Here is a 24,343-nt window from a genome sequence, read left to right as displayed (position 1 = left end):
CGCGTCCCCGTCCTCAAGTAGCGAAGCGGTAGGACGACAAGGACTCCGAAACTTCTAGCTTTCACTTTATCGTCAAACCGCGGCGCGATAGGGCGGGCTACCGACCCGGAGACCCGCCATGATCACCCGCACCTTCCTCGCCGCCCTGCTGCTCGCTTCCGCCGCCACCACCCCGGTGCTCGCCAAGGAACGCCGCGCCAAACCGCCGGAAGAACCGCGCGCGAAGAATGTCATCCTCTTCATCGGCGACGGCATGGGCATCTCCACCATCACCGCCGCGCGCATCTATGAGGGCCAGAAGCGCGGGGAGACGGGCGAGGAAAACCAGCTGAGCTTCGAGAAATTCCCCAACGTGGCGCTGGTCAAGACCTACAACACAAACGCGCAGGTGCCCGATTCCGCGGGGACGGCGAGCGCGATGAACACCGGGCTCAAGACCCGCATCGGGGTGCTCGGGATCGGGCCCGAGGCGACCCGCGGCGTGTGCAGCGAGGCGCTCGCCCACCAGCTCCCGACGCTGGGCGAACTGGCCAAGGCGCGCGGGCTCGCGGTGGGGATCGTCACCACCACCCGCATCACCCACGCGACGCCCGCAGCGGTCTATGCCCACACCGCTGACCGCGACTGGGAGGCCGACAGCAACATCCCCGCGAGCCAGCAGGGGCAGGGCTGCAAGGACATCGCGCAGCAGCTGGTCGAGGCGCAGTTCGACCTCGCATTGGGCGGCGGGACGGCGATGTTCTACGGCAAGAATATGGGCGGCCGCCGCGCCGATCCGGCGGCTGACCTGCCCGCCGCCTGGGCCGCGCGGACCGGCGGAGTGGTGGTGAAGGACGCCGCCGGGCTCGCCGCCGCGCCGCTGGGCAAGCCGGTGCTCGGGCTCTTCAACCCGAGCCACCTCAATTACATGGCCGACCGCAAGGCCGATTCGACCGAGCCGACCCTCACCGAGATGACCGCGCAGGCGATCGCGCGGCTGAAGGGCGACAAGGACGGCTACTACCTGATGGTCGAGGGCGGTCGGATCGACCACGCCCACCACGAGGGCCGCGCCGGCTATGCGCTGGAAGAGGCGGTCGAGTTTGCGCGCGCGGTGCAATATGCGGTCGATCACACCGATCCGAAGGAGACGCTGATCCTCGTCACCGCCGATCACAGCCATGTCTTCACGATCGCGGGCTATCCGGTGCGGGGGAACGACATCCTCGGGCTGGTGGTGCCGCCGCCGGGTGGGGGCGACGGCGACCATGCGGGCGCATTGAAGGAGGGTGATCCGACCCCGGCGCTCGACGGCAAGCCCTATTCGACGCTGGGCTATGCCAATGGCCCTGGCGCCGTGAAGGGCGAGCGGCCGGTGCCGCAAACGGGCCTCAAGGCGCAGCAGCAATCCCTGGTCCCGACCGGCGCGGAGACCCACGGCGGCGAGGATGTCGCCCTGTTCGCCACCGGCCCCGGCGCGGCCCGCGCCCACGGGGTGATCGAGCAGAACGTGATCTACACGATCATCACCAAGGCGCTCGGCTGGGAGAAGTGAGATAGGCGCGCAAATCTAACGTGTCGCGCTGCCTCGGCGGCGCAGCCGCCGCAAGCGCGAACGCGCGCCCGCAGCGATGCGACCTTCAGGTCGCATGAGCGAGGATTTCGCAGCGCGGATGCGCTGCGGAACACAAAAGACGCGAACGCGCGCCCGAGCTTATACGAGGAAAGCCAAGCAGCGCGGATGCGCTGCGCCCGGCTCTGAGGGCGCAAACAAAAAACGCGACGCGTCCGGGTGGTTTAGGCATCGCCGAAAAGTGCTTCGACCGAGAACCGGAGCGGAGCGCTTTGCAGGCCTGCATAAACCGCCCGGACACCAAAAACCCCCGACCCGGGGGCGATGGGTCGGGGGTTCCATGGAGCGTTCGTCACGCTTGTGCAAGGCAGGCCCATTCGAAGGGTGGGCAACAGGGGGGAAACCTCCCTTCGGCCCGCCTTGTTGAGAATAATTAGCGGCTGGTGCCTTTCACTCACATGAACGCGGCAAGTTTTTTGTCGCTTTCATACAACCGTTCGTCGGACGGATGTTCAACCCGGGCGACGAGCCGTGCGGCGCGGGTCCTTGAAGGTGAAGGTGCTGTCGGCCACCGCCACGCCGTAGCGCTGGTTCGACAGCTCCACCCGGGTGCGGTTGTTCTGTGCGTCGAGCGCGACCCAGTGGGTCAGCTGCAAGCCGCCCGGCGCGGCGGCGTTCTTGACGAAGATCAGCGTGATCATCCCGAATTCGGGCTTCTTGGGATCGCGCACTTGAACTGAGATGACGTCGCGGCTCGAGGTCGGCATCAGCTTGCCGTAGCGCTTTACGTCCTTCTCGGGATCGAACAGCGCGCCCAGCGGCGAATTGCCGATCGGCCAGCGCTCGACCTGCGAGACCTCGTAGTCGATCACGTAGAGCGACTTGCCGTTGGAGATGACGAGGAAGTTGGCGGCCTTGCCGTAGTCGAACCGGATCTTGCCCGGGCGCTTCAGGGTCATCACCCCGCGCAGCGACTGGCCGTTGCGGTCGGTCTGGACGAAGTCGGCCTTCATGGTCGAGATCGAGCGCAGCGCGGTGACGACGCGGTCGAGATCGGAGGCCTGGGCCTGCGCGGCGGCAGGGGCGGTCAGCGGGGCGGTGTCGCCGGGGGCCAAACCGAGCGCAAGCGCTCCGGCCGAAAGGCCGAGCGCTGCGATGCGAAGTTTTGTCGAAGCTGTTTTCATGCCACTGCGCCTAGGTCGCAAGGCTTGAACTGTCGATGAATTATCGCGCCGCCAGCCGTACAGGCGGCGCGGCCAGACCTTACTTGATCTTGGCTTCCTTGAATTCGACATGCTTGCGCGCGACCGGATCGTACTTGCGGAAGCTCATCTTCTCGGTGATGTTGCGCGGGTTCTTCTTGGTCACGTAGAAGAAGCCGGTGCCCTCGCTCGAGACGAGGCGGATCTTGACGGTGGTGGGCTTCGCCATGGCGGTTTCCTGTCAACTGGGTCGGCCCGGCGAGTGCTGTCCGCAGGGCTAAAAAGCAAATAGCGGCGCGCCCGGAAGGCCCGGCACACCGCCACACGGGCGCGCCATTCGCCGATTCACGGGCAAAAGTCAATAAGGCTCACCAGTCCGACGCGCGGGGCTTGCCGCGGTTGACCTTCACCGCGCCGCGCACCTTCTTGACCTTCAGCCGCTCGGTCTTGCCGACGCGGTTCACCCGGGTCTTGGCGCGGCGCTTGGGTTCGACCAGCGCTTCCTCGATCAGCGCGGCGAGCTTGGCGCGGGCGTCCTGGCGATTGGCGTCCTGCGTGCGGTGGGCCTTGGAGGTGACGATGAGATCTCCGTTCCCCGCCAGCTTCGCGCCCGCGAGCTTCCGCAGCCGCGCGAAGACCGGCGGGGAGAGGCGCAGGGCGTAGATATTGACCCTGAGCTCGACCTCGGTCGCGACCTTGTTGGCATTCTGCCCGCCGGGGCCCGAGCCTGCGAGGAAGCTCTCGCTGGCCAGCCTTATGGCGCGCGCCGCAAGGGGCTCTTCGCCGTCATCCATCCTTCGCCCCGAACGCGAGGAAATCTGCGGGCAGCGGCGCGCGCGCCTCAATGGGCGTTTTGCCGGGGCGGGTGACCGAGAGGCTCTCGGCATGGAGCATCGTGCGCTTGGCCGCGCCCGCATTGCCCGCGCCATAGACCGGGTCGCCCAGCAGGGGTGCGCCGAGGCCCTTCAATGCGTGCACCCGCAACTGGTGCGTGCGCCCGGTTTCGGGGCGGAAGCGGATCAGGCTGTGGGGGCCGAGCGTCTCTACCAGCTCCCAGTGCGAGACCGCAGGCTTGCCCTTCTTCGCCGCGATCATCCGCCAGCCCTTCTCGGCCGAGCTGATCTTCATCAGCGAGAGTTCGATCGTGCCCTCGGTGCCCACGGGATGGCCCGCCAGAATCGCAAGATAGGTCTTGCCCACCAGCCGTTCTTCAAAAGCGCGGTTGAAGCGGGCGAGCGCCTTGGGGTTCCTCGCCAGCAGCAGGCACCCCGAGGTGTCGGTATCGAGCCGGTGCACCGCCACCGGCGCGCGCTGGAAGCCGAGCTTCAGCCGCTCGAGATGATCCTCGAGGCAGATGCCGCCCTTCCGCGGCCGGTCGACCGCCACCCCTGAGGGCTTGTCGATCACCAGCGCCTCGCCGTCTTCGTAGAGGATCGGCAAGGTCATGCGAGCACCGCTTTCATAAGCCCGCGCAGGGCGTTGCCGATGTGGAAGCCGTTTGCGAGATCATCGAGCGTCAGCTCCCCCTCGCGCGCGCGGCCCTCGGCGATAAGCCTCGCGCGCAGCACGCCCGGCAGCAGGCCGAGGCCGAGCGGCGGGGTGACGAGCACGCCGTCCGGCCCTTGCACGAAGACGCTGGTCCAACTGCCCTCGGTAACGAGGCCGTCGGCGCGCACCAGCAGCGCCTCCTCGGCGCCGAAGCTGCGGGCGGCGGCGAGGGCATCCTCGTAGAAGCCACGATCCGAGGTCTTGTGCGCCAGCCGCCAGTCGGACGGGTCGAGCGGATGCGGCAGGGCGGCGACCTTGACCGGCTCGGCGAGCGGTGCGGGGAGCGGCGCGGTCTCGAGCGCGCTCGCCCCGCTGCGCGCGACCAGCAGGCGGACCCTCGCGGGCGCATCGAGCTCGAAGCACAGCGCCTGGATCTGGTTGCGCAAGGCATGGCGATCGAAGGCGAAGCCGAGCACCTCGGCGCCCGCCTTCATCCGGGCGAGGTGGTCTTCGAGGAGGGCAATGCCGCAATCGGGCTCGAAGCGCATCGTCTCGATGAGGTCGCATTGCGGCGCTGCCAGCCCCGGCGCGGCGCGGCGCAGGAAGCCCGCCTTGACCTCGCACTCGCGGCGCTCCGCCATCGGATCGCTGTCGGCGACGATGGCCGAGCCGATGCCCACCACCGCAGAGCCCTGCCCGTTCTCGATGGGGGTCAGCCGCAAAGTGCGGATCGCGACGTTGAAGGCGGCATTCCCGTCGGCATCGATCCGCCCGATCACTCCGCAATAGGCCCCGCGCGCATCGCGCTCGGTCTCGGTGAGCAGTTCCATCGCCCGGATCTTGGGCGCCCCGGTGATCGAGCCGCAGGGGAACAGCGCCCGCACCAGGTCCATCGCACCCTTGCCGGGGCTGAGCCGCGCGCGCACGGTGGAGACCATCTGGTGGACCGTCGGGTAGCTTTCGACCGCAAAGGGGGCATCGACCCGGACGCTCCCGGCCTCGGCGACGCGCGAGAGGTCGTTCCTCATCAGGTCGACGATCATCAGGTTCTCGGCGCGGTCCTTGATCGAGGAGGCGAGTTCTTCCGCCGCCGCGCGGTCCGCATCGGGCGCGGCGGCGCGCGGGCGGGTGCCTTTCATCGGCTTGACCTTCGCCTCGGCGCCATTGAGGGCCACGAACAGCTCGGGCGAGAAGCTCAGGAGCCAGTGCGACCCGTCGAACACGAGCCCGCCATAGCCCGCCGCGGCCGCGCCGCGCAGCGCGGCGTAGAGCCCCACGGGGTCGCCGCGATAGCTGCCCGCGAGCGGGTAGGTGAGGTTCGCCTGATAGATGTCGCCCGCGCGGATCGCTTCTAGCAAGGCATCGAAACCCGCGCCGTAGCCGCCGGGGGAGAGCTGCGGCTCCATCGGGCAGAGCGTGCCGGGGCCCTCCGCCCTGTCGGCGAGCCACGCGGGCACGTCGGCGGCGGCAATGCGGCGGGGTGCGTCGAACAGGCCGAGCCACACCAGCGGGCCGTTCGCCCCGCTGCGCGCCGCCGCCTGCGCCGCAAGCCGGGGCTCGAGCGCCAGCCCCGCCTCATAGGCGATGAAGCCTGCGAGCGAGCCGCCCTCGGCCACCCGCGCCGCCTCGGCTGCGGCGAGCACGGCCTCGACCTCCGCCGCCCGGTGCGCCACGAACAGCGCGCGCGGCGCCTCGTAGAGCAGCGCGTCGGCCGCGCCGTCTCCGGCGCGGGCATCATCGAGCAGGACGAAAGGCGAAGCGGCTCCCATGCCCGATTCCTTGGCCCAATCGTGCGCCGCTGTCGAGAACTTGACCGCCGCCTCCCGCCCCTGCACATCACGCGCAAGCATCAAAGACGAGGGGCACGCCATGACCGACACCGCGAGCGACATCTATCTCGGCCTCGGCGCGGACGGTTCGCGCCAGACGCTGCTGCTCGGGCGATCGAACCGCCACGGGCTGATCGCGGGGGCGACCGGGACGGGCAAGACCGTGACCCTGCAAGGCATCGCCGAGAGCTTCTCGGCGGCCGGCGTGCCGGTCTTCCTCGCGGACGTGAAGGGCGACCTGTCGGGCATCGCCATGCCCGGTTCGCCCACCTTCAAGCACGCCGACAAGCTGGAGGCGCGCGCGAAGGAACTCGGCATCACCGACTACACCTATGCCGACAATCCGGTGATCTTCTGGGATCTGTATGGCGAACAGGGCCACCCGATCCGCACCACGGTGAGCGAAATGGGCCCGCTGCTGCTGTCGCGCCTGCTCGATCTGAACGAGACGCAGGAAGGCGTGCTCCAGATCATCTTCCGCTATGCCGACGAGAACGGCCTGCTGCTGCTCGATTTCGAGGATCTCTCCGCGCTGCTCGCCTGGGCGAACGAGAATGCCGCCGAGCTTTCAGGCAAATACGGCAATGTCACCAAGCCCTCGGTCGGCTCGATCCAGCGCCAGCTTTTAAGCTTCGAGGCGCAGGGGGCGAACCATTTCTTCGGCGAGCCGGCGCTCGAGATCAACGACTTCCTCAAGGTCGACGATCAGGGGCGCGGCTATGTCAACGTGCTCGCCGCCGACAAGCTGATGCGCAGCCCCAAGCTTTACGCCACCTTCCTCTTGTGGCTGCTGGCCGAGCTGTTTGAGGCGCTCCCCGAGGTCGGCGATCCTGAGAAGCCCAAGCTGGTGTTCTTCTTCGACGAGGCGCACCTCCTGTTCGACGACGCGCCCAAGGCGCTGCAGGACACGATCGAGCAGGTGGTCCGCCTGATCCGCTCGAAGGGCGTGGGGGTGTTCTTCGTCACCCAGAACCCGATCGACATTCCCGAAGAGGTCGCAGGCCAATTGGGCAACCGCGTGCAGCACGCTCTGCGCGCCTTCACCCCGCGCGATCAGCGCGCGATCAAGGCGGCGGCGGAAACCTTCCGCGTGAACCCCAAGCTCGATGTCGAGGCGGTGATCACCGAGCTCAAGGTCGGCGAGGCGCTGGTCTCGACCCTCGACGAAGACGGCGCGCCGACGGTGGTCGAGCGCACGCTGATCAAGCCCCCGCGCTCGCGGCTGGGCCCGGTGAGCGAGAAGGAGCGCGCGATCATCCAGTCGGTGAGCCCGGTGGAAGGCAAGTACGACACGCCGGTGGACCGCGAGAGCGCCGCCGAAGTGCTCGCCGCCAAGGCCGCCGATGCCGCGGCGACGGCGCAGGAAGTGGCCGAGAAGGGCGTCGAGGAAGTCGCCAAGCGCGAACGCAAGACGCCCTCGGTCTGGGAAAAGGCCGGCAAGAGCGCGATGACCGCCGCGACCGGCTCGCTCGCCTCGATGGCTGTGGCGATGGTGCTCGGCAAGAAGTCCGCCGCCAACCCGCTGCAAACGGGAGCGACGGCGTTTGTGCGCAACCTGCTCGGCGGGCTGATGCGGTGAGGGCAGCGGGCCCCTTCCCGAGGGAAGGGCGCTTGAGGGGTGCGGCCTGAAACGCCGCGGGGCGTGACCGCTGGCGGGAGCCCCCACCCCCCGACCCCCTCCCCGAGGGGAGGGGGAGAAGCGACGTGGCCGCTGGCGGGGGCCCCTGCGGGGACGGAGCGGGCGCGGCTCTAGCGCTCCCGGTGCTGGGTGCCTTCGCCCGCGGTGATGAAGATCGCGGTCGCGCTCTCGGCGACGTCGGCGGTGTGCCAGACGCCCGCCGGGTTGATCGCGTACTCTCCGGCGCTGAGCGGGGTTGTCACCACCCGCCCGTCGCCGAATTCCTGCACCAGCACCATCGCGCCATGGGTGCAGATCACCACCTCGTCGCCCGCCGGGTGCATCTCCCACGAGGTCCAGCTTTCGGTGAAGGTGTATTGCGACACCAGCCGCCCTTCCGCGCCGTCCGCCGCGTGGCGCGCGCCATAACCTGCATACCACTCCATCCCGGCGAAAGGTGGCTCTTCCACCGCCTTTGCGCCGAGGCCCAGGTGGATGAAGCGCTCCGAGAGACGGTGCGCGCTCACGAACCGTCGCCGACCGGTGCGGTCTCGGGGGCGACCATGCAGAAGGCGTTGAGCTTGTTGCCGTCCGGATCGCGGAAATAGCCCGCGTAAAAGCCGTCACTGCCGCGCGGCCCCGGCGCGCCTTCGCAGGTGCCGCCGTGAGCGATGGCGGTATCATAGACCGCGTGGACCTGCTCGGGCGATTTCACTTCGAGCGCGACCATCACCCCGTTGCCCACGGTGGCGGGCTGGCCGTCGAACGGCACCGTCGCCGCAATCCCGGGTGCGCCGCCCCATTCGCCCCAGGCGATGAAGGTTTCGAAATCCATCATCCGCCCCACGCCGAACTGCGCGGCGAGCGCATCGTAGAAAGCCGCCGCGCGGGGCAGGTCGTTGGTGCCGAGGGTGACGTAGCCGATCATGTGAGTTCCTCCCTTACCGCGACTCGGTGCTCTGGAACATTACTAGAACATTTGGATGGTCACAAGGAGTCCTTGTGTGCTGCACGCCCTCCGGCGTGCAGTCCTCGGCGCTGTTCCTTCGCTTCGCTACGGGCGCCTGCGGGCGGGCGGTCGCCCTTGCGGCCCGTCCATCGGCGGGCCGAGGTCGTTCGAGCCGAGGCCGGAGATGCCTTAAATCAAAGCGGCTGCGTCTCGCGCTCCAGCCACGCCAGATCCTCGCCGCTCAGGCGCGGGCTGAGAAGCGCGCGGACCTTGGCGTGGTAGCCATCGACCCACGCGACCTCATCGGTTGTCAGCAGGCTCTTCTCGATCAGCTTGCGGTCGAGCGGCACGAAGGTCAGCGTCTCGAAGCCGAGATACCGCCCTTCCGCGCCTTCGATCTGCCGTTCTTCGACCAGCACGAGGTTTTCGATGCGGATGCCGAAGGCGCCCTGCTTGTAATAGCCCGGCTCGTTCGAGAGGATCATGCCGGCGTGCAGTTCCGTGCCCGTCCCGGCCTGCCCGCCGCTCGGCTTGGCGATGCGCTGCGGGCCTTCGTGGACGCTGAGGAAGCTGCCGACCCCGTGGCCGGTGCCGTGGGCGTAGTCGACCCCCGCCTCCCACAGATATTGCCGCGCGAGCACGTCGAGCTGGCCGCCCGCCGTCCCTTTCGGGAACACCGCGCGGGCGAGCTGGATGTGGCCCTTGAGGACGCGGGTGTTGCGGTCGCGCATTTCGGCGCTGGGCTCGCCGGGGCCGACCCAGACGGTGCGGGTGATGTCGGTGGTGCCGCCGGGATATTGCCCGCCCGAGTCCACCAGATAGATCGAAGAGGGCGGGATCGGGATGTTGCTGTCCTCGTCCACCTTGTAGTGCGGCAGCGCGGCGTGGCCGGCGGCGGCGGAGATCGTGTCGAAGCTGAGGTCACGCAGGCCTTCATCCTCCTCGCGGAAGGCTTGCAGCCGCGCGGCGGCGGACAGCTCGTCCACGCCGCCCTTCGGCGCCTCGATCTCCAGCCAGCGCAGGAACTTGCTCACCGCCGCCCCGTCGCGCGCCTGCGCGTCGCGGTGGCCCTGCTGTTCGACCGAGTTCTTGATCGCCTTGGCGAGGATCGTCGGGTCCTGCTTGAAGGCGAATTGCGCCCCGCCAGCCCGCAACGCCTGCGCGATGCCGACTACCGCGAAATCAGGATCGAGCGCCACGCTCTTCCCCGCGAAGGCGGAGCCGAGCGCCCCCTCGAACGCATCGCGGTCGCGGATCGTCACCGCATTGCCCAAGTGACGGGTCAGCTCGGGCGTGACCTTCTCCGGCGCGATGAACAGCTCGGCGCTGCCGTCCTTGTGCGCGATCACATAGGACAGCGCGACGGGGGTGTGCGCCACGTCGCTCCCGCGGATGTTGAGCAGCCATGCGACCGAATCGAGCGCGGGGATCACGACCGCGTCGTGGCCCTCCTTGGCCAGCCAGTCGGCGACCGCGGCGCGCTTGTCGGCCGAGGAGCGGCCCGCGAGGTCGTCGGCATGGGGAATGGCGATCGCGGGCGAGGGGGCGGGGCGGTCGGCCCACACGGCGTCCACCGGGTTGCTGTCTGCGGGCACCATCGCGATGCCCTTGGCCGCGACCTTCTTCTCCAGCGCCTCGACCCACGCCCATGTGTGGAGCCAGGGATCATAGGCGATCCGCGCGCCGCTCTCGCACACCTCGGCCAGCCAGCCGCCCAAGGTGTCCTTCGGGACGGAGCGGTATTCGAACAGGTTGCCGTCGACCTGCTCGCGCACCTGCACGGTGTAGCGCCCGTCGACGAAGATCGCCGCGTGGGTCAGCGTCACCGCGGCAAACCCCGCCGAGCCGCCGAAGCCCGTCAGCCACGCGAGGCGCTGGGCGTAGTCGCCGACATATTCGCTCATGTGCTCGTCGGAGATGGGGACGATGAAGCCGTCCAATCCCCGCCGCTTCAGCTCCTCGCGCAGGGCGGCAAGGCGGGCTTCGTGGGTTTGCATCAGCATTGGCGTTGATCTTTCCGAGTCTTGCCGCGCATCAATGTCGCGCTACAACCGCCATCATAGGCCCGATGGGCTTGTCTTTCCACCCAGACCGACCGACGGGGACTGCTTCCAATGATCACCCGGACCAGCTTGCGCGCTCTTGCGCTTGGGCTTGCCGCCACCACCTTTTCGTTTGCCGCCGCCACGGCGGCCACTGCCAAGGATTCTCCCAGCGTGACAACGTCTTCGAAGACCGACATCAAGCCCCCCGTCGCTGCCAAGCGCCCGCACACCTACACCGTGCACGGCATCACGGTCGAAGACCCCTATGACTGGCTCTACGACAAGTCCTATCCGACGGTGGACGACAAGGACGTGCTCGATCACCTCAAGGCCGAGAACGCCTATTTCGAGGCGCAGATGGATGGGCAGAAGGCGCTGACCGAGGCGCTGTTCGCCGAGATGCGCGCGCGCATCAAGGAGGACGATTCGACCGTGCCCCAGAAGGACGGCGACTACCTCTACTGGAGCGAATTCGAAGAGGGCGCGCAGTATCGCAAGCACTACCGCAAGCCGGTTGCCGGGGGTGAGGCGCAGCTGCTGATCGACGAGAACGCGCTTGCCGAAGGGCAGGAATATTTCCGCCTCGGCGCGGCCTCGATCAGCCAGAACGGGCGCTTCCTTGCCTATGCCACCGACACCACCGGCGGCGAGCGCTACACCGCGCGCATCAAGGACCTTCAGACCGGCGAGCACCTGCCCGACGTGATCGAGAACCTGCGCGGCGATCTCGTGTGGGTGAAGGGCGATACTGCGATCGTCTACGGCCCCTCGACCGAGGAATGGCGCACGCTCGAGGCGAAGATGCACGTCATCGGCACGCCGGTTGAGCAGGATGTCACGCTCTACAAGGAGGAGGACCAGTCCTTCGGCGTCGGCACCGGCCTCAGCGCGCAGGAAGACTGGCTGATCATCGCCACCGGCGACAACGAGACGAGCGAAGTGCGCCTCGTCCCCGCCAATGATCCGACCGCCGCGCCGATCCTCGTGAAGCCGCGCAAGAAGGGCGTCGAATATGGTGTCGATGTGCGCGACGGCGAGCTGTGGATCTGGACCAATGACGACCACATCAACTTCCGCCTCGCCAAGGCGAAGCTGGAGGCGCCGGGGGACTGGCAGACGGTGATCCCCGGATCGGACGATTTCTATCTGACCGGCTTCGACCTGTTCAAAGGCTTCTTCGTCACCGAGGGGCGCCTCAATGGCCTCGACCAGATCCAGCTGCGCCAATATGCGGACCCCGCGAAGATCACCCCCGTGACCTTCCCCGAGCCGAGCTACACTGCGGGCCTCTCCAACAACCCCGAATACGACATGAGCGTGCTGCGCCTGTCCTACCAGTCGATGGTGACGCCTGGCACGGTCTATGACTACGACGTCAAGACGGGCAAGCTCACCACCCTGAAGACGCAGGAGATCCCCAGCGGCTATGACCCCTCGCAATATGTCTCCGAGCGGCTGACCATCACCGCACGTGACGGGACGCAGGTGCCGGTCAGCGTGCTGATGCGGCGCGATCGGGCGGAGATCCTGAAGAAGGCTGGCATCGAGGGGCCGGGGCCGCTGCACCTCTATGCCTATGGCGCATACGGCTATGCCGTGCCGCCGGGCTTCTCGACCTCGCGGCTTTCCTTGGTGGATCGCGGCTTCGCCTATGCCATCGCCCATATCCGGGGCGGGGACGATCTCGGGCGGCGCTGGTATCTCGGCGGCAAGCTGTTCGAGCGGCGCAACACCTTCGACGATTTCGTCGATGCGGGCCGCGGGCTGATCGCGGCGGGCTACACCGCGGAAGGCAAGGTCACTGCGAGCGGCGGCTCGGCGGGCGGCGAGCTGATGGGGGCCGTCATCAATCAGGACCCGGCGCAATATGGCGCGGTGGTGGCGCATGTGCCCTTCGTCGACGTGGTGAACACCATGCTCAACGAGAAGCTGCCGCTGACCCCGGGCGAGTGGCAGGAATGGGGCAACCCGATCACCGACAAGGCGGCGTTTGCCTACATGCTGTCCTATTCGCCCTATGATCAGGTGACCGCCAAGGCCTACCCGCCGCTGCTGGTGACCGCCGGCCTCAACGACCCGCGCGTGACCTATTGGGAGCCCGCCAAGTGGGTCGCCCGCTTGCGCGAACTGAAGACCGACGACAATCTGCTGCTCCTCAAGACCAACATGGGCGCAGGCCACGGCGGGCAATCGGGCCGCTGGAACAGCCTCAAGGAGACGGCGGAGGAATTCGCCTTCATCCTGTGGCAGATGGGCATGGAACCCAAGGGCGAGGGCGAGTGAAGGCGCCGAACTACGATCGGGGTCTGGCCGCAATTGCGGTGGGCGTGGTGCTGCTGCCGTTCGCGCTCTGGCTGCTGCTCGAACTGTTGATTCGCTTCGTGCCGGAATAACCTGCCCGTGCCCAACCGCTTCACCCGCACCTTCCGCGCCGAGCCGCAGCACATCGACGAGCTCGGCCACGTCAACAACACCGTGTGGGTGCAGTGGATCCAGGATATGGCCACCGCCCACTGGGACGCGGTCGCGCGGTCAGAGGACCGCGGGGCGTTCTTCTGGGTCGTGGTGCGGCACGAGATCGACTATCGCGGCAATGTGTCCGAGGGCGCGGAAGTCCATGCGGAGACGTGGATCGAAGGCCCCGCCCAAGGCGCGAAGTCGCTGCGGCGGGTGGAGTTCACCGATGCCGCGGGCAAGCGCCTCGTCAGCGCGGCGACCACCTGGGCGATGCTCGACCGCGCGACCGGCCGGCTGGCGCGGGTGCGGCCGGAAGTCTTGGAGCCGTTTGTATGACGTTGCCAGTCCCTCCCCGTCCCGCACGGGATGGGGAGGTGGCGCGCGCCGCAGGCGCGTGACGGAGGGGTGAAGCCCCACTCGCCGAAAACCCCCTCCGTCACCGCTTCGCGGTGCCACCTCCCCATTCGCAGGCGAACGGGGAGGGACTCGGGAGTTTCACGCTGCCCGCTCTTTCTCGGCCTTGCGCCCCTCGGGTGCGGAGCGGAACACGGTGAGGCGCTCGTAGCACAGGCGGTTGCGCCCGCTCGCCTTGGCCTCGTACATCAGCGCGTCGGCGCGGGCGTAGAATTCGGCGAAGGTCATCTTCTGCCGCCCCGCATCGCCGAGCACCACCACGCCCATGCTCGCGGTCACCGGCATGTCGAGCCCGGGCACTTCCTTGGCGATCCGCATCGGGATTGCCTGGCGCAAGGCCTCGGCGCGCTCGATCGGGCGGGGCCCGCGCAGCAGCACCACGAATTCCTCGCCGCCGAGGCGCACTGCCACCGCGTCACGGTCGCCGCTCGCGCGGATCGCGCTGGCACAGGCGACCAGCGCGGCATCGCCGACCTGGTGGCCGTGGACGTCGTTGATCGCCTTGAAGCGGTCGAGATCGACCAGCGCGAAGGTATCGAAGCCCTGCACCAGCAGCTCTTCGAAACGCGCCTCGATCGCGCGGCGGTTCATCAGCCCGGTGAGCGAATCGCGCGCCGAAAGCTGCTCGAGCATCTTCGCCTCGGTCAGCGCCGCATCGCGCTCGCGCCGCAGCGCGAGGAAGCGGTCGGCGATGGCGAGCGAGATCACCACCACCTCGATCCCGACCGCGAGATAAAGCATCTGGTCGAGGCTCGAGGGGCCGGTGTGCCAGCCCAGCCCGCGCAGCAGCCGCTCGACCGAGGCGGCGATGATCGGCGCCCAGGCGATGGCGAGAAAGCGCGCCGGGCGGCTGCCGCGCAGCGCGGCCTCGATCACCGCGGCGCTGATCACGATGATCGCAGGGATGAAGGCGAAGAAATAGCCGACATCGTCGAAGCGCTGGGTGGCATGCAGCTGGAGCGCGAAGAAGCCGGGCACGATCATCGTGAACCAGCCGGTCGCGACCGTGATCTGCCGCATCATCGGCGACTGCGCGCCGCGTTCGAGGAAGCTTGCAAGGAAGAGCGCCGAGATGCCGACGCCGATCGCCCAGGACAGCGGGCCGAGCACCGCCATTACCGCCACCGGCAGCGTCACGAAAGCCGAGGCGAGCCCGCCCGCGGTCAGCACATAGGTCATCATCGCGGTGACCATCGCCGCGTGGAGCACCACGAAGCGTTCGCGCAGCACCACGAAGAAGCTGATGTCGAACAGCAGCGGCAGCACCAGCATGCCCATCACGAAGGCGAGCAGCATCATGTCGATCTGCGACCAGTCGGCGGTGGCGGGATCATCGGTGATGCGCGCCTCGGTCAGCATCGGCACGGAATGGGGCGCCTCGATCCGGGCGATGAGCGTCCGGGTCGCCGGGGTGATCTCGGGCAGCGGCAGCCGGAACACGGGGCCGGCGGCAAAGGGCTCGCCGTCGGCCTCGGTCAGCGCGAGGCTGCGCACCGCTCCGCCCGCGTCGATCGCGTGGAAGGTGATCGAGGCGAAGCGCGCGTTGCGGGTGAAGAAGTGGCGGGGAAGCTTGCCGTCCTTCCAGCTCGCCGCCTCGAACCGCAGCCACACCGCGGGCACATCCGAGCGCCAGCCGGTATCGTCGCAGGTCCACCCGGCGCGCGGACGCATCGCGTCGAGCCCGGTCGCAAGGCCGGTCGCCGCGTGGCAGGCAGGGGCATGGGTCGGCACGCGATAGTCGTCTGCCGCTGCCGGTCGGGCAGCCAGCAACACCAGCATCGCGGCGACCATGCCGAGCCGGGTAAGGAGGCGCAGGAGTGCCATACCCGCAGGCCTACCATGGAAGCTCTTACGATGCTGTTAAGCCAATTCCCTCCTTTTCGGAGATAATTTCCCGCCTTTTGAGAGGCTTGCGTCTTGTGCAAGTGTGCCCGTCGGCCTGCCGGGCACAGCTTGTCACACAGCGGTCATGAAACGCTCCTAGCGCGGCTTTCACCAACCTTGCGCCGCTGGCGCCGATCGGGAATCGTCATGCTCAAATCCATCTCCGCACACCTCAAGACCGGCGCCGTTCTCGCGCTTTCCGCCCTCACGCTTACCGCCTGCGATCCCGGCAGCAGCGGAGGCGAGGGTGCCCAGTCGGTCCACGCGGTGGGCTCCTCGACGGTCTATCCCTTCGCCAAGCTGGTGGCCGAGAACTTCTCGCGCACCTATCCCGACATGCGCTCGCCGCTGATCGAATCGACGGGCACGGGCAATGGTATCCAGCTGTTCTGTTCAGGGCTGGGCCCCAACACCCCCGACATGGTCAACGCCTCGCGCCGGATGAAGCCCGAGGAATTCGACACCTGCGCCAGCAACAAGGTCAACGAGATCATCGAGCTCCAGGTCGGGCTCGACGGGATCGCCTTCGCCTCGGCCAAGGGCGGGATCATGCTCAACCTGTCGCCCGAGATCGTCTACAAGGCGCTCGCCGCGCAGCCCTATGGCAAGCCGCAGACCGCCAAGACCTGGAAGGATGTCGACCCGTCGCTGCCCGCCGATCCGATCCTCGTCTACGGCCCGCCCAGCACCTCGGGCACGCGCGATGCCCTGAAGGAGCTGATCCTCGAAGTCGGGTGCAAGAAGGACCCGGCGATGAAGGCGCTGAAGGACAGCGACGAGGCCAAGTACAAGCAGATCTGCACCGAAGTGCGCAATGACGGCGCCTATTCCGACCAGGGCGAGCAGGACAACCTGATCGTCAACAAGATCGTCGCCAACCCCAAGATCGTCGGCATCTTCGGCTATTCCTACCTCGAGGAGAACCTCGACAAGGTGCAGGACCTGCCGATGAACGGCGTGATGGCGACCTACGAGAACATCGCCAACTTCTCCTACCCCGGCGCGCGGCCGCTCTACGTCTACGTCAAGAAGTCGCACATGCGCGCGATCCCCGGGCTCGAGCAGTTCATGAAGGAATGGGTCAAGAGCTGGGGCAAGGACGGCCCGCTCGCGCGCGTCGGCATGGTCGCCATGCCCGCCGAGACGATGACCGCCAACGCCGCCAAGGTGCAGAACATGACGATCCTCACCAAGGCCGAGCTGGAAGCCAAGAAGTAACGTTTTTCAATTCCTTGCAGCGCAAGTTTGTGCGCTGCTGCGGCGGCCGCTCCGGAATGTCGAAGCGGCCGCTTTGCATTTGTGCGCTATCGCTTTAGGCTCCGCCACATGAGCGCGCGCAAGATCGCCGAATGGCACGCAGCCGGCCTGATCGACGCCGCGACGCGTGATCGCCTCGCCGCATACGAAGCCGAGCACGCCCGCCCGCTGTTGCTGTGGGCGGTGTGGGGCATCGGCGCGCTCGCCATCGGGCTGGGCGTGGTGTCGGTGGTGGCGGCCAACTGGGAGGATATTCCCGGGCTCGTCCGGCTGGCGGTGCATCTGGCGCTGATTGCGGCGCTGCTGGGCCTGCTGTTCATGCGGGAGGCGGCGCTGGCCGAACGCTCGCCCTGGATCGTCGAGGCGCTGGTCTTCGTCACCGCCGCCATGGGCCTCACCTTTTTCGGGCATCTCGGGCAGGTCTACCAGACCTCCTCGCCCATCTGGCAGCCGCTGGGCCTGTGGCTGGCGCTGTTCGCTCCGCTGCTGCTGCTGACGGGCCGCAGCTGGCCGAGCGCGCTGGCGGTCATCGGCGGTGCGGGGTGGACCGCATGGGAGTATGCCACCTACATGACCGGGTATGGCGCGGCGCGCGATCCGGGTGCCGCGTGGCTGATCTGGCTGGGCGCGGTTGTCGCCCTGCCTGCGGCCTTCGCGCTGCTGGGCGGTTGGATGCGCGCCCGCAGCGCCCGCCCCGATTTCTGGCGCCGGATGGAGCAGCTCGCGCTCGCCTATGCGGTCGCGCTCGGCTCGCTTGCCTGCGCGCTCGCCAGCGGGGGCGCGTTCGAGGGCTCGGGCCTGTTCGCAGGCAGCACCGGAATCCTGTCCTGCGCGGTCGCGATCGCGCTGACCGGCATCGCCCACTACGCCGCGCGCCCCGGCACCTCCGGGCAGATGGCGGCGACGATCATCACCGAGGCAGGGCTCGCGATCGGGATGGCGGTGGGAGCGAATGATTCGACCGTCCCCGCGGCCCTGCTGTTCTTCGTGCTGTGGGCGGGGATCGCCGTCGCTGCGCTCCATGCGCACTGGCGAGGCGTGTTCCAGATGGCCGTGGGCGTGATCGCCCTGAGGCTCATCATCCTCAGCTTCGAGCTGGCGGGCGATCTGCTGATGAATGGCCTAGGGCTGATCCTTGCCGGGGTGATGATCCTCGGCGTGGCGTGGGGCGCGGTGCGGGTGTCGAAGCGCTTCGCCCCGCGCGCGGAGGGCGAGGCATGATCCGATACGCCCGCCTCGCCGCTGCCGTCCTGCCGCTGTTCGGCCTCGGGGCGCTATGGGCCATGAGCGACCGCACCTACCACTCCGGCACCGATTGGGAGGTGCCGATCGAAGGCTGCGACCCGCGCGATTACCTGCGCGGGCACTATGTCGAGTTCCGCTATGACTGGCCGCAGCTAGATTTCTGGGCCACTGGCCCCGGCCCTGAGGCGCTGTGCATCGAGGGCACCGCGCCCCGCATCGCGCGCGTTACCCTGAATAAGGCGGATGCCGCTTGCGCGCACCTCCTGAAGGCCGATCAAAGCCATGTCTACGGCGACTCGCTCGGAAGCGGCCGCCTCTACATCGGGCAGAAGCGCGCCGAGGCCTTGCAGCAGCAACTCCAGAACCGCGACCAGCGCGGGATCGTCACCATCCGCCAGCGCGAGGACGGCAGCTTCACGCCGATAAGCATCCGCTTCCGCCCGCTCACCCCGCAGGAAATTGCCGAGCGCGATGCGCCGGAGGGCGAAGCACCGCTCTCCCCCTTCGATCCGCTCGCGCCTCCTGCGGTGATGGACAAGTAGCTAGCGGAAGTCCTCGCCCGTCGCCGCGATCCGCGACTTCAGGCCCGCCTGACAGATGTTCTGGATCTCGATCCCCGGGTGGGCATTGACCTCGATCACCAGCGGGCCGTCATTGACGTCGAGCACGATGTCCGCCCCGCAGTAGCCGAGGCCCACCGCCGGCCCGCATTTCGACGCCAGCTCCAGCACCCGCTTCCAGCCCGGGATCTCGAAGCCGATGAGGTTGACGCCGGTGTCGGGGTGGTGGGTGATCGGCGTGCCTTTGACCACCGCGCGGGTGATCTTGCCGGTCTCCATGTCGATCCCCGCCCCGATCGCGCGCTGGTGGAGGTTGGCCTTGCCGTCGCTCTCGATGGTGGGAAGGCGCACCATTGCCATGAGGGGGGTATGGTGCAAGCTGATGACGCGCAGGTCGGGCAGGCCCTCGGGCACGATGCGTGACAGCGCCGGGTCGGCGATGATCAGCGGCTCGATCAGCGCGGCGTCCTCGGCGGCGGAATCGCCCGAGAAGCCGCCGTCGACGACCTTCTGGATGTGGTGCATCACCATGTCTTCGGGCAGCGGTGCGCCCGAGCCCTTGTACCAGGTGTTCCCCTCGCGCCGCACCGCGAGCAGGATGCCGTCGCCCTGCGATCCGCGCGCGGGCTTGATCGCCCAGGCATCGGGCATGTCGCGGCTGGGCTTGAAATCGGCGACCTGCTGGTGATCCTCGAGCACCGCGACCGTGCCGGTGCAGGATATCCCCGCCGCCTCGAGCGCGCGCTTGGCCGCCACCTTGTCGCGCGCACGCTCGATCGCGTGGCGCGGGTTGTATTTCTGGATCAGCGCGTTGCGCATGTTGATGCCGAGCACCTCGCCCCCGGTCAGAGCGTCCTCGTCGAGGCCGAGCCAGCGGTTGACGAACCTGAACATGTCAGATGTCCTCCACGCCGCGGATGACCCAGGCATTCCTGGTCGGCGCACGCTCGTCGGCCCAATCGGCCACGGCGCGCCCGCCCGAGGCGGCAAGCCGCGGCCGCGCGCGGGGCTCGCTGTCGGGGGCGGCGGCGGGCAGGGGACTGCCGCGGCGCTTCAATTCCTCGGCCGATCCGATCACCCAGATGCCGCGCAACGCGCGCTGGCGCCCGGCCATCGCGGCGAGCACCATGCCGTGGCTTTGGTGCAGCGGGGCAAGCTGCGGCTTGCGATAGGCCGCCCGCCGGGGGAGGCGCAGCGGCGGGATGAGCGGCTCGGGAAAGGGTTCGGGCAGCGGCTCGGGCACCGGTTCGGGCACGCGGCGCGTGTCGGGCAGGCCCTTGCGGCGATCTTCCTCCACCCCTTCGGGCAAGACGAGAGCCTCCGCAGCCAGGGCCTTGGCGCGGCGCCGCCGCTCGAGCCAGATCGGGGCGAAGCGGCCGATTTCCGAGAGGCGCAGGCCCCGATACCGCCCGAGGATCGCGATCGCGATGCCGGTGGTCGCGGGCATCAGCAGCGGCGACCACTCGATCAGCGCCATCGCGAAGTCCGACACCATCACGAACTCGATCATCAGCGCCAGCACGAAGGTATTCAATGCCATCTTGGCGGCGGGCTTGGCGCCGTCCTTGCCCCACTGCTTCCACCACCGCTCGACGCACAGCGCGCAGACGATGACGGGGAAGGCGTCGACCTGAAGCTGGGTGTCGAGCGCCTGTTGCAGGCCCACCAGCACCAGCACGATCAGCGAGATCAGCACACCGAGGAAGCCGACGCGGGTCATGCGCAGCTTCAGGAGCGTCGGCGTCACGATCATCCCCGCCAGCACCGAGGAGCAAAGCACGACAGGCCCCAGCACGGGGCCGATCTGGAGGAAAGCGAGCGCGATCAGCATCGGGGTGAACAGGCCGAAGGCCTTGAGGCCGATGAAGCTCCTCGCCAGCACCACCAAAAAGGCCCCCAGCGGCAGCACCATCAGCAGGTTCGACGGCTTCAGCCCCCAGATCGCCTGCGAGGCGGCGACCCCCTCGAAGGTCGAGGGCAGCGCGAGGAAGGTCTCGGTATTGGCGACCCCGAGGCCGACCAGCACGGCAAGCACCGCCGCGACCGCCAGCCCGATATAGAACGGGCGGCGGACCTGCGGGGTGGCATTCGCCCAGATCTGGCCGACGCGGGCGATCATCTCAGAAGACGTATCCCACCGACAGCGTCAGACGATAACCCTCGCGCTCGCGCAGGGATTCGTTGCTCGAGAAGAACACGTATTTCGCCTCGGCCTCGATCCGCCACTGGCCCGGCCACCATTGCAGCTCGAGCTCGGGCACGACCTGCCGGTCGCGGCGCAGCGCGCCGTCGTCGGCGATGCGGCCGTCGAAGCGGGTCTTGATCAGCTCGACAGCGGGCCGGACCCTGAGATCGGGGCCGATCGGGCGGGTATAGGCGACACTCGCGGAATCGCGCTCGTAACCGCGCTGCGGATCGTCGGAGCGGATGGTCTCGGTGCGCAGGTCGAAGGTGAGGTAGTGGTAGGAGCCGAAGCGGCGGCGGTATTGCGCATCGAAGCGCTCACCCTCGCCGGTGGTCGCGGGGCCCGCGCCATTGTCATATTGCCGCTCGCGCCAGGTGCCCTGCAGGCGGAAGCGGTTCTCCCGCGTCGGCTCGAAGGTGGCGCGCGCGGAGTATTCCCAAGCGTCAGAATCGGCGGATTCGACCGTGACGAGGTCGTCGTAGCGCCGGACCTGCGCCTGCAGTTCGAGGGTGTCGGTGACGTCGTGCTCGATATTCGCGGTCAGCCGGTCGCGCGAGACGTCGCGGCGGCCATCGCCGAGGCGGAACACCTCGATCCGGTCGGCCTCGAGCCGCACGCGGGTGCGCTTGCTCTCGATCCCGAGCCCGGCCTGCGCGCGGACCGACAGCGCCTCGCCGTCGATCACCAGATCCTCGTCGCGGGTGGTGGTCTGGGCGCTGATGGTCGAGATGTCGATGCGGGCGTCGGGCTCGAGCGTCCAGCCCTGCTCCTCCGCCGCCGCCAGCGGTGCGGCAGCTGCAAGGCCGAGTGCCAGCACAACTGCGCGTGCAATTTTCGTGAACGACATGGTGAAGCCCCCGTTAACCACGTCGGCATACGGGGGGCTGTGTTTAGAAATTCCTAACCCCGATTATAAACTTTTGAGGCGCCTCGCACGGGCCGCGCCATCCCCTTGAAAAGCAAGGCGGCGGGGGACACGAGGCCCCCCGCCGCCGATTAGCCCGAGTGCGCCCGGTCAGAACTTCGCGGTCACTTCCACCCCGTAGAAGCGCGGTTCGGCAGGGATGAAGGTGGGGATGGTGAAGGCCCCGCCGGTGTTGCCCGCGTCGAGCAGGTAGTCCTCGTCGGTCGCGTTGCGGATGAAGCCGGCGATCTCGTACTTGCTGTCCGCAAAGCTGACGCCCGCGCGCGCGTTGACCAGCGTCACGGCATCCTGCGAGATCAGCGGGTTGTTGGGCACCTCGAAGAAGATCCGGCTGCGATAGGTCACGCTCGGCGTTGCGAAGATGCGGAACGATCCGAAGTCCTTGTCGATCGTGATCCCGCCCGAGGCCTGCCATTCCGGCTGCAAGCGGAAGCGCGCGCCCGAGAAGGCGGGCGAGAAGGCGCCGTCCTCGTCGATCCCGCCGTCGATATAGCCGACATTGCCGAACACCTGCAGCCAGTCGGTCACATCGACCGCCAGCTCCGCCTCGACCCCGAGGTTCGAGGCACGCCCTGCGCTCGCGGTGACGAAGGCGCCGGTCGGATTGCCATTGGCATCGAGCTGCGCGACCGAGACCTGGAAGTCGTTGTAAACCTGGTAATAGACCCCGACCGAGCCCGAGACAGGGCCGGTCGCAAGCTTCAGCCCGCCCTCGTAGTTCCACACGGTCTCTTCGGCGATATTGGTCACGTTGGGCTGCGACACCCCGGAAACGCGCCGCGCGGCGACGTTGATCACCGGCGAACGGCGGCCCTTGGAGACGGTCGCGAAGACATTCACGTCGTCCGAGATGCGGTAGAGCGCGTTGAAACGCGGCAGCCAGGCTTCGAAGCGGTCATCGGCGGTATAGGTCTGCCCCGCCGTGTCGATCTGCCCCGGGATCAGTGCCGCGCGGCTCAGCACCGAATTGGGCACATTGGCGAAGAAGCCCGAGCGGCGGTATTCGCTGAGGAAGCGCAGGCCCGCGGTCAGCTCCAGCCGGTCCCACAGGATGTAGGTGGCATCGGCGAACAGCGAATAGGCCTCGTTGCGACCCTGGTTCTCGAACACCGAGCTATAGGGGATCGCGGTGCGCGCCCCGCCGGTGGCGATCGCGGTGACGCCGCTGGCGGGCACGGTGCCATCGGGCGCGACGCAGGCGATCCCGGGGATCAGCGGCGCGCCGAACAGCGAGGAGAGGCACTGGAGGAAGGTTCCCTCTTCGGTCGCGAAAGGCACGTTCTGGCGGCCGTCCTCGATAAAGGCGTTCCAGCCGAAGCTCGCGCGCAAGGTCTTGCCCGAATAGGTGAAGCGCCCTTCATGGCTGACCTGCCAGCCCTCGGCGATTTCGGCGAATTCGAGGAAAGGGGCGGGGCCGCCGTCGGCGTCGAACACTTCGGCGCTGTCGAACTTGCGGTAGCCGTTGACGGTGGTGAAGCTCCAGTCGTCCTCGAACTGGTGATCGATGGTGAGGTTGACGTCATAGACCTCGCGGTCGAGGCCGAGCTGGTCGTCGCCGAGCGCCGCCGCGCCCGCTGGGTTGCCGCCGAGGTTGGCATCGCGGAAAGCATTGGCCGCGCCGCCGGGGGCGCCGAGAAAGGCCGGGAAGCGGCCCGAGATGAAGGGCGTGCCGCCGTTGCGCTGCTGGTCATAGGTGCCGATCAGGTCGACCGTGGTGCGATCGGTCGGCGTCCAGCGTAGCGAGGCGCGCAGGCCGAGTTGGTCCTGTGCGTAGAGTTCCTCACGCTGGTTGGGCGAGAGGTTCTCGACATAGCCGTCACGCGTCTTCCACTCGCCCGCGAGGCGGAAGGCGAGGCTGTCGCTGCCGATATTGACGAAGCCGCCCAGCAGGGTCTGGTTGAAGTTGCCGTATTGGCCGCGCACCTCGGCGGAGAAGCCCTGGCGCGGCTTGGCCGAAACGAGGCTGATCGCGCCCACCGCGCTCGCCGTGCCGAACAGGGTCGCCTGCGGGCCCTTGACCACTTCGACTCGCTCGAGATCGTAGATCGCCTGATAGGACCCGCGCGAGCGCGAGATGTCGACGCCGTTGTAATAGAGCGTGACGCGCGGGCCCTGCTGCGCCGAGCCCGAGTCCGAGGTGATGCCGCGGATCACGACGCCGGGGTTGTTGGCGCTCTGCTCCTGGATGAGCAGGCCAGGGATGTAGTAGCTCAATTCGTCGAGGTCGCCCACGCCGAGCTCGCGGATGCGCTCGCCGGTGGTGGCGGAAATGGTGATCGGCACGTCGAGCGCGCGCTGTTCGATTTTCTGGGTGGTGACGATGATCTCGTTGCCCGAGGCGCTGTCGTTCTCGGCGGCGGTTTCGTCCTGCGCGAGGGCGACCTGCGGCGCGGCGGCGAGAGTAGCGGCGAGCGCGATCAGCGAGGCGCGCGTGGAGCGGGTGCGAAGCATGAGGAAAGGCCCTTATCCGTGGAGAGAGGCCTTGCCCGTGACAGCGCTTGGTGACGGCGGAGCGACGCCGCAGTGACGCGCGCGTTACGGCGGATTTACAGTTTCGGGACGTTGCAGAATTGCATCGGCAGGGAAGCCCCTCCCCGTCCCGCAGGGATGGGGAGGTGGCAGACGCCGCAGGCGGCTGACGGAGGGGTCATCGGCGGCGGGAGGAAGAACCCCTCCGTCACCGCTGCGCGGTGCCACCTCCCCATTCGCGAGGCGAACGGGGAGGGACTGGTG

General features: G+C 68.1%; 20 protein-coding genes. 7 read left to right on the top strand and 13 right to left on the bottom strand.

The features are described from left to right. Positions 1 to 118: 118 nt before the first annotated feature. A complete protein-coding gene (locus tag PFX90_RS09540; RefSeq protein WP_285712200.1) occupies positions 119 to 1,534 on the top strand; it encodes an alkaline phosphatase in 1,416 nt (471 codons plus the stop codon). A 530-nt stretch (positions 1,535 to 2,064) separates the two neighbouring features. Here PFX90_RS09540 and PFX90_RS09535 read toward each other — a convergent pair. The 5 genes from PFX90_RS09535 to pabB all read right to left on the bottom strand — a co-directional run bounded on the left by PFX90_RS09535 (position 2,065) and on the right by pabB (position 6,011). Next, positions 2,065 to 2,736 carry a LolA family protein gene (locus PFX90_RS09535; protein ID WP_285712199.1) on the bottom strand — a complete coding sequence of 224 codons (672 nt, stop codon included), beginning with the start codon at positions 2,734 to 2,736 and terminating at the stop codon, positions 2,065 to 2,067. A 79-nt stretch (positions 2,737 to 2,815) separates the two neighbouring features. Next, positions 2,816 to 2,983: a 50S ribosomal protein L33 gene (gene rpmG / locus PFX90_RS09530; protein ID WP_017664380.1), complete on the bottom strand. Its 168-nt coding sequence runs from the start codon at positions 2,981 to 2,983 to the stop codon at positions 2,816 to 2,818. A 139-nt stretch (positions 2,984 to 3,122) separates the two neighbouring features. Continuing rightward, positions 3,123 to 3,548: an alternative ribosome rescue aminoacyl-tRNA hydrolase ArfB gene (gene arfB / locus PFX90_RS09525; RefSeq protein WP_285712198.1), complete on the bottom strand. Its 426-nt coding sequence runs from the start codon at positions 3,546 to 3,548 to the stop codon at positions 3,123 to 3,125. Then, positions 3,541 to 4,200 carry an RluA family pseudouridine synthase gene (locus PFX90_RS09520; RefSeq protein ID WP_285712197.1) on the bottom strand — a complete coding sequence of 220 codons (660 nt, stop codon included), beginning with the start codon at positions 4,198 to 4,200 and terminating at the stop codon, positions 3,541 to 3,543. The genes arfB and PFX90_RS09520 overlap by 8 nt, the downstream gene beginning before the upstream one ends. Next, on the bottom strand, positions 4,197 to 6,011 hold the full coding sequence (pabB, locus tag PFX90_RS09515) for an aminodeoxychorismate synthase component I (protein ID WP_285712196.1): 1,815 nt from the start codon (positions 6,009 to 6,011) through the stop codon (positions 4,197 to 4,199). Before pabB ends, PFX90_RS09520 begins: the two co-directional genes overlap by 4 nt. Positions 6,012 to 6,111: 100 nt before the next feature. On the opposite strand from pabB, the gene PFX90_RS09510 reads away from it, so the two are divergent. Continuing rightward, on the top strand, positions 6,112 to 7,650 hold the full coding sequence (locus tag PFX90_RS09510; protein ID WP_285712195.1) for a helicase HerA-like domain-containing protein: 1,539 nt from the start codon (positions 6,112 to 6,114) through the stop codon (positions 7,648 to 7,650). Between the two features lie 170 nt (positions 7,651 to 7,820). On the opposite strand, the gene PFX90_RS09505 is transcribed toward PFX90_RS09510, so the two are convergent. The 3 genes from PFX90_RS09505 to PFX90_RS09495 form a co-directional block, all read right to left on the bottom strand. Continuing rightward, entirely contained in the window at positions 7,821 to 8,216 is a 396-nt protein-coding gene (locus tag PFX90_RS09505; RefSeq protein WP_285712194.1) for a cupin, read from the bottom strand. Beyond that, positions 8,213 to 8,617 (bottom strand): VOC family protein, encoded by a 405-nt coding sequence (locus PFX90_RS09500; protein ID WP_285712193.1) that lies wholly within the window; start codon positions 8,615 to 8,617, stop codon positions 8,213 to 8,215. Before PFX90_RS09500 ends, PFX90_RS09505 begins: the two co-directional genes overlap by 4 nt. A gap of 215 nt (positions 8,618 to 8,832) precedes the next feature. Next, a complete protein-coding gene (locus tag PFX90_RS09495) occupies positions 8,833 to 10,641 on the bottom strand; it encodes an aminopeptidase P family protein (RefSeq protein ID WP_285712192.1) in 1,809 nt (602 codons plus the stop codon). 111 nt (positions 10,642 to 10,752) lie between these two features. On the opposite strand from PFX90_RS09495, the gene PFX90_RS09490 reads away from it, so the two are divergent. Together PFX90_RS09490 and PFX90_RS09485 are read left to right on the top strand one after the other, a co-directional pair. Further along, positions 10,753 to 12,966, top strand: coding sequence for a S9 family peptidase (locus PFX90_RS09490; RefSeq protein WP_285712191.1), 2,214 nt, complete (start codon positions 10,753 to 10,755; stop codon positions 12,964 to 12,966). A gap of 117 nt (positions 12,967 to 13,083) precedes the next feature. Further along, positions 13,084 to 13,476, top strand: a complete 393-nt coding sequence (locus tag PFX90_RS09485; RefSeq protein ID WP_285712190.1) for an acyl-CoA thioesterase — start codon at positions 13,084 to 13,086, stop codon at positions 13,474 to 13,476. 159 nt (positions 13,477 to 13,635) lie between these two features. Here the strand turns inward: PFX90_RS09485 and PFX90_RS09480 are convergent, their stop codons facing one another. Further along, the gene (locus PFX90_RS09480) at positions 13,636 to 15,378 is read right to left on the bottom strand and encodes a GGDEF domain-containing protein (protein ID WP_285712189.1); all 1,743 of its coding nucleotides are present in this window, start codon (positions 15,376 to 15,378) and stop codon (positions 13,636 to 13,638) included. A 207-nt stretch (positions 15,379 to 15,585) separates the two neighbouring features. Between PFX90_RS09480 and PFX90_RS09475 the strand changes: the two genes are divergently transcribed. From PFX90_RS09475 to PFX90_RS09465, 3 genes are all read left to right on the top strand, one after another. Next, entirely contained in the window at positions 15,586 to 16,656 is a 1,071-nt protein-coding gene (locus tag PFX90_RS09475) for a substrate-binding domain-containing protein (protein ID WP_285712188.1), read from the top strand. Positions 16,657 to 16,764: 108 nt separating this feature from the next. Then, positions 16,765 to 17,916 (top strand): DUF2157 domain-containing protein, encoded by a 1,152-nt coding sequence (locus PFX90_RS09470; RefSeq protein WP_285712187.1) that lies wholly within the window; start codon positions 16,765 to 16,767, stop codon positions 17,914 to 17,916. Next, positions 17,913 to 18,482 (top strand): GDYXXLXY domain-containing protein, encoded by a 570-nt coding sequence (locus PFX90_RS09465; RefSeq protein WP_285712186.1) that lies wholly within the window; start codon positions 17,913 to 17,915, stop codon positions 18,480 to 18,482. The genes PFX90_RS09470 and PFX90_RS09465 overlap by 4 nt, the downstream gene beginning before the upstream one ends. Here the strand turns inward: PFX90_RS09465 and PFX90_RS09460 are convergent, their stop codons facing one another. The 4 genes from PFX90_RS09460 to PFX90_RS09445 all read right to left on the bottom strand — a co-directional run bounded on the left by PFX90_RS09460 (position 18,483) and on the right by PFX90_RS09445 (position 24,061). Beyond that, the gene (locus PFX90_RS09460; protein ID WP_285712185.1) at positions 18,483 to 19,394 is read right to left on the bottom strand and encodes a sugar-transfer associated ATP-grasp domain-containing protein; all 912 of its coding nucleotides are present in this window, start codon (positions 19,392 to 19,394) and stop codon (positions 18,483 to 18,485) included. It abuts the gene before it with no gap. Between the two features lies 1 nt (position 19,395). Next, positions 19,396 to 20,619: a 7TM domain-containing protein gene (locus PFX90_RS09455; RefSeq protein WP_285712184.1), complete on the bottom strand. Its 1,224-nt coding sequence runs from the start codon at positions 20,617 to 20,619 to the stop codon at positions 19,396 to 19,398. Position 20,620: 1 nt separating this feature from the next. Next, on the bottom strand, positions 20,621 to 21,532 hold the full coding sequence (locus PFX90_RS09450) for a hypothetical protein (RefSeq protein WP_285712183.1): 912 nt from the start codon (positions 21,530 to 21,532) through the stop codon (positions 20,621 to 20,623). Between the two features lie 168 nt (positions 21,533 to 21,700). Beyond that, positions 21,701 to 24,061 (bottom strand): TonB-dependent receptor, encoded by a 2,361-nt coding sequence (locus PFX90_RS09445; RefSeq protein ID WP_285712182.1) that lies wholly within the window; start codon positions 24,059 to 24,061, stop codon positions 21,701 to 21,703. Positions 24,062 to 24,343: the final 282 nt, after the last annotated feature.

Source organism: Erythrobacter oryzae (assembly GCF_030271515.1).
Lineage (GTDB): Bacteria > Pseudomonadota > Alphaproteobacteria > Sphingomonadales > Sphingomonadaceae > Erythrobacter > Erythrobacter oryzae.
The sequence above is the reverse complement of the archived record's forward strand: the minus strand, read 5'-3'. Positions and strand labels throughout refer to the sequence as shown.

Bases quoted from the DNA above. Each gene is read 5' to 3' on its own strand.
- PFX90_RS09470 (WP_285712187.1), top strand. From the start codon at position 16,765: ATGAGCGCGCGCAAGATCGCCGAATGGCACGCAGCCGGCCTGATCGAC.
- PFX90_RS09495 (WP_285712192.1), bottom strand. From the start codon at position 10,641: ATGCTGATGCAAACCCACGAAGCCCGCCTTGCCGCCCTGCGCGAGGAG.
- PFX90_RS09540 (WP_285712200.1), top strand. From the start codon at position 119: ATGATCACCCGCACCTTCCTCGCCGCCCTGCTGCTCGCTTCCGCCGCC.
- PFX90_RS09465 (WP_285712186.1), top strand. From the start codon at position 17,913: ATGATCCGATACGCCCGCCTCGCCGCTGCCGTCCTGCCGCTGTTCGGC.
- PFX90_RS09500 (WP_285712193.1), bottom strand. From the start codon at position 8,617: ATGATCGGCTACGTCACCCTCGGCACCAACGACCTGCCCCGCGCGGCG.
- PFX90_RS09480 (WP_285712189.1), bottom strand. From the start codon at position 15,378: ATGGCACTCCTGCGCCTCCTTACCCGGCTCGGCATGGTCGCCGCGATG.
- PFX90_RS09490 (WP_285712191.1), top strand. From the start codon at position 10,753: ATGATCACCCGGACCAGCTTGCGCGCTCTTGCGCTTGGGCTTGCCGCC.
- pabB (WP_285712196.1), bottom strand. From the start codon at position 6,011: ATGGGAGCCGCTTCGCCTTTCGTCCTGCTCGATGATGCCCGCGCCGGA.
- PFX90_RS09450 (WP_285712183.1), bottom strand. From the start codon at position 21,532: ATGTCGTTCACGAAAATTGCACGCGCAGTTGTGCTGGCACTCGGCCTT.
- PFX90_RS09475 (WP_285712188.1), top strand. From the start codon at position 15,586: ATGCTCAAATCCATCTCCGCACACCTCAAGACCGGCGCCGTTCTCGCG.
- PFX90_RS09510 (WP_285712195.1), top strand. From the start codon at position 6,112: ATGACCGACACCGCGAGCGACATCTATCTCGGCCTCGGCGCGGACGGT.
- PFX90_RS09520 (WP_285712197.1), bottom strand. From the start codon at position 4,200: ATGACCTTGCCGATCCTCTACGAAGACGGCGAGGCGCTGGTGATCGAC.
- PFX90_RS09445 (WP_285712182.1), bottom strand. From the start codon at position 24,061: ATGCTTCGCACCCGCTCCACGCGCGCCTCGCTGATCGCGCTCGCCGCT.
- rpmG (WP_017664380.1), bottom strand. From the start codon at position 2,983: ATGGCGAAGCCCACCACCGTCAAGATCCGCCTCGTCTCGAGCGAGGGC.
- PFX90_RS09455 (WP_285712184.1), bottom strand. From the start codon at position 20,619: ATGATCGCCCGCGTCGGCCAGATCTGGGCGAATGCCACCCCGCAGGTC.
- PFX90_RS09535 (WP_285712199.1), bottom strand. From the start codon at position 2,736: ATGAAAACAGCTTCGACAAAACTTCGCATCGCAGCGCTCGGCCTTTCG.
- PFX90_RS09460 (WP_285712185.1), bottom strand. From the start codon at position 19,394: ATGTTCAGGTTCGTCAACCGCTGGCTCGGCCTCGACGAGGACGCTCTG.
- arfB (WP_285712198.1), bottom strand. From the start codon at position 3,548: ATGGATGACGGCGAAGAGCCCCTTGCGGCGCGCGCCATAAGGCTGGCC.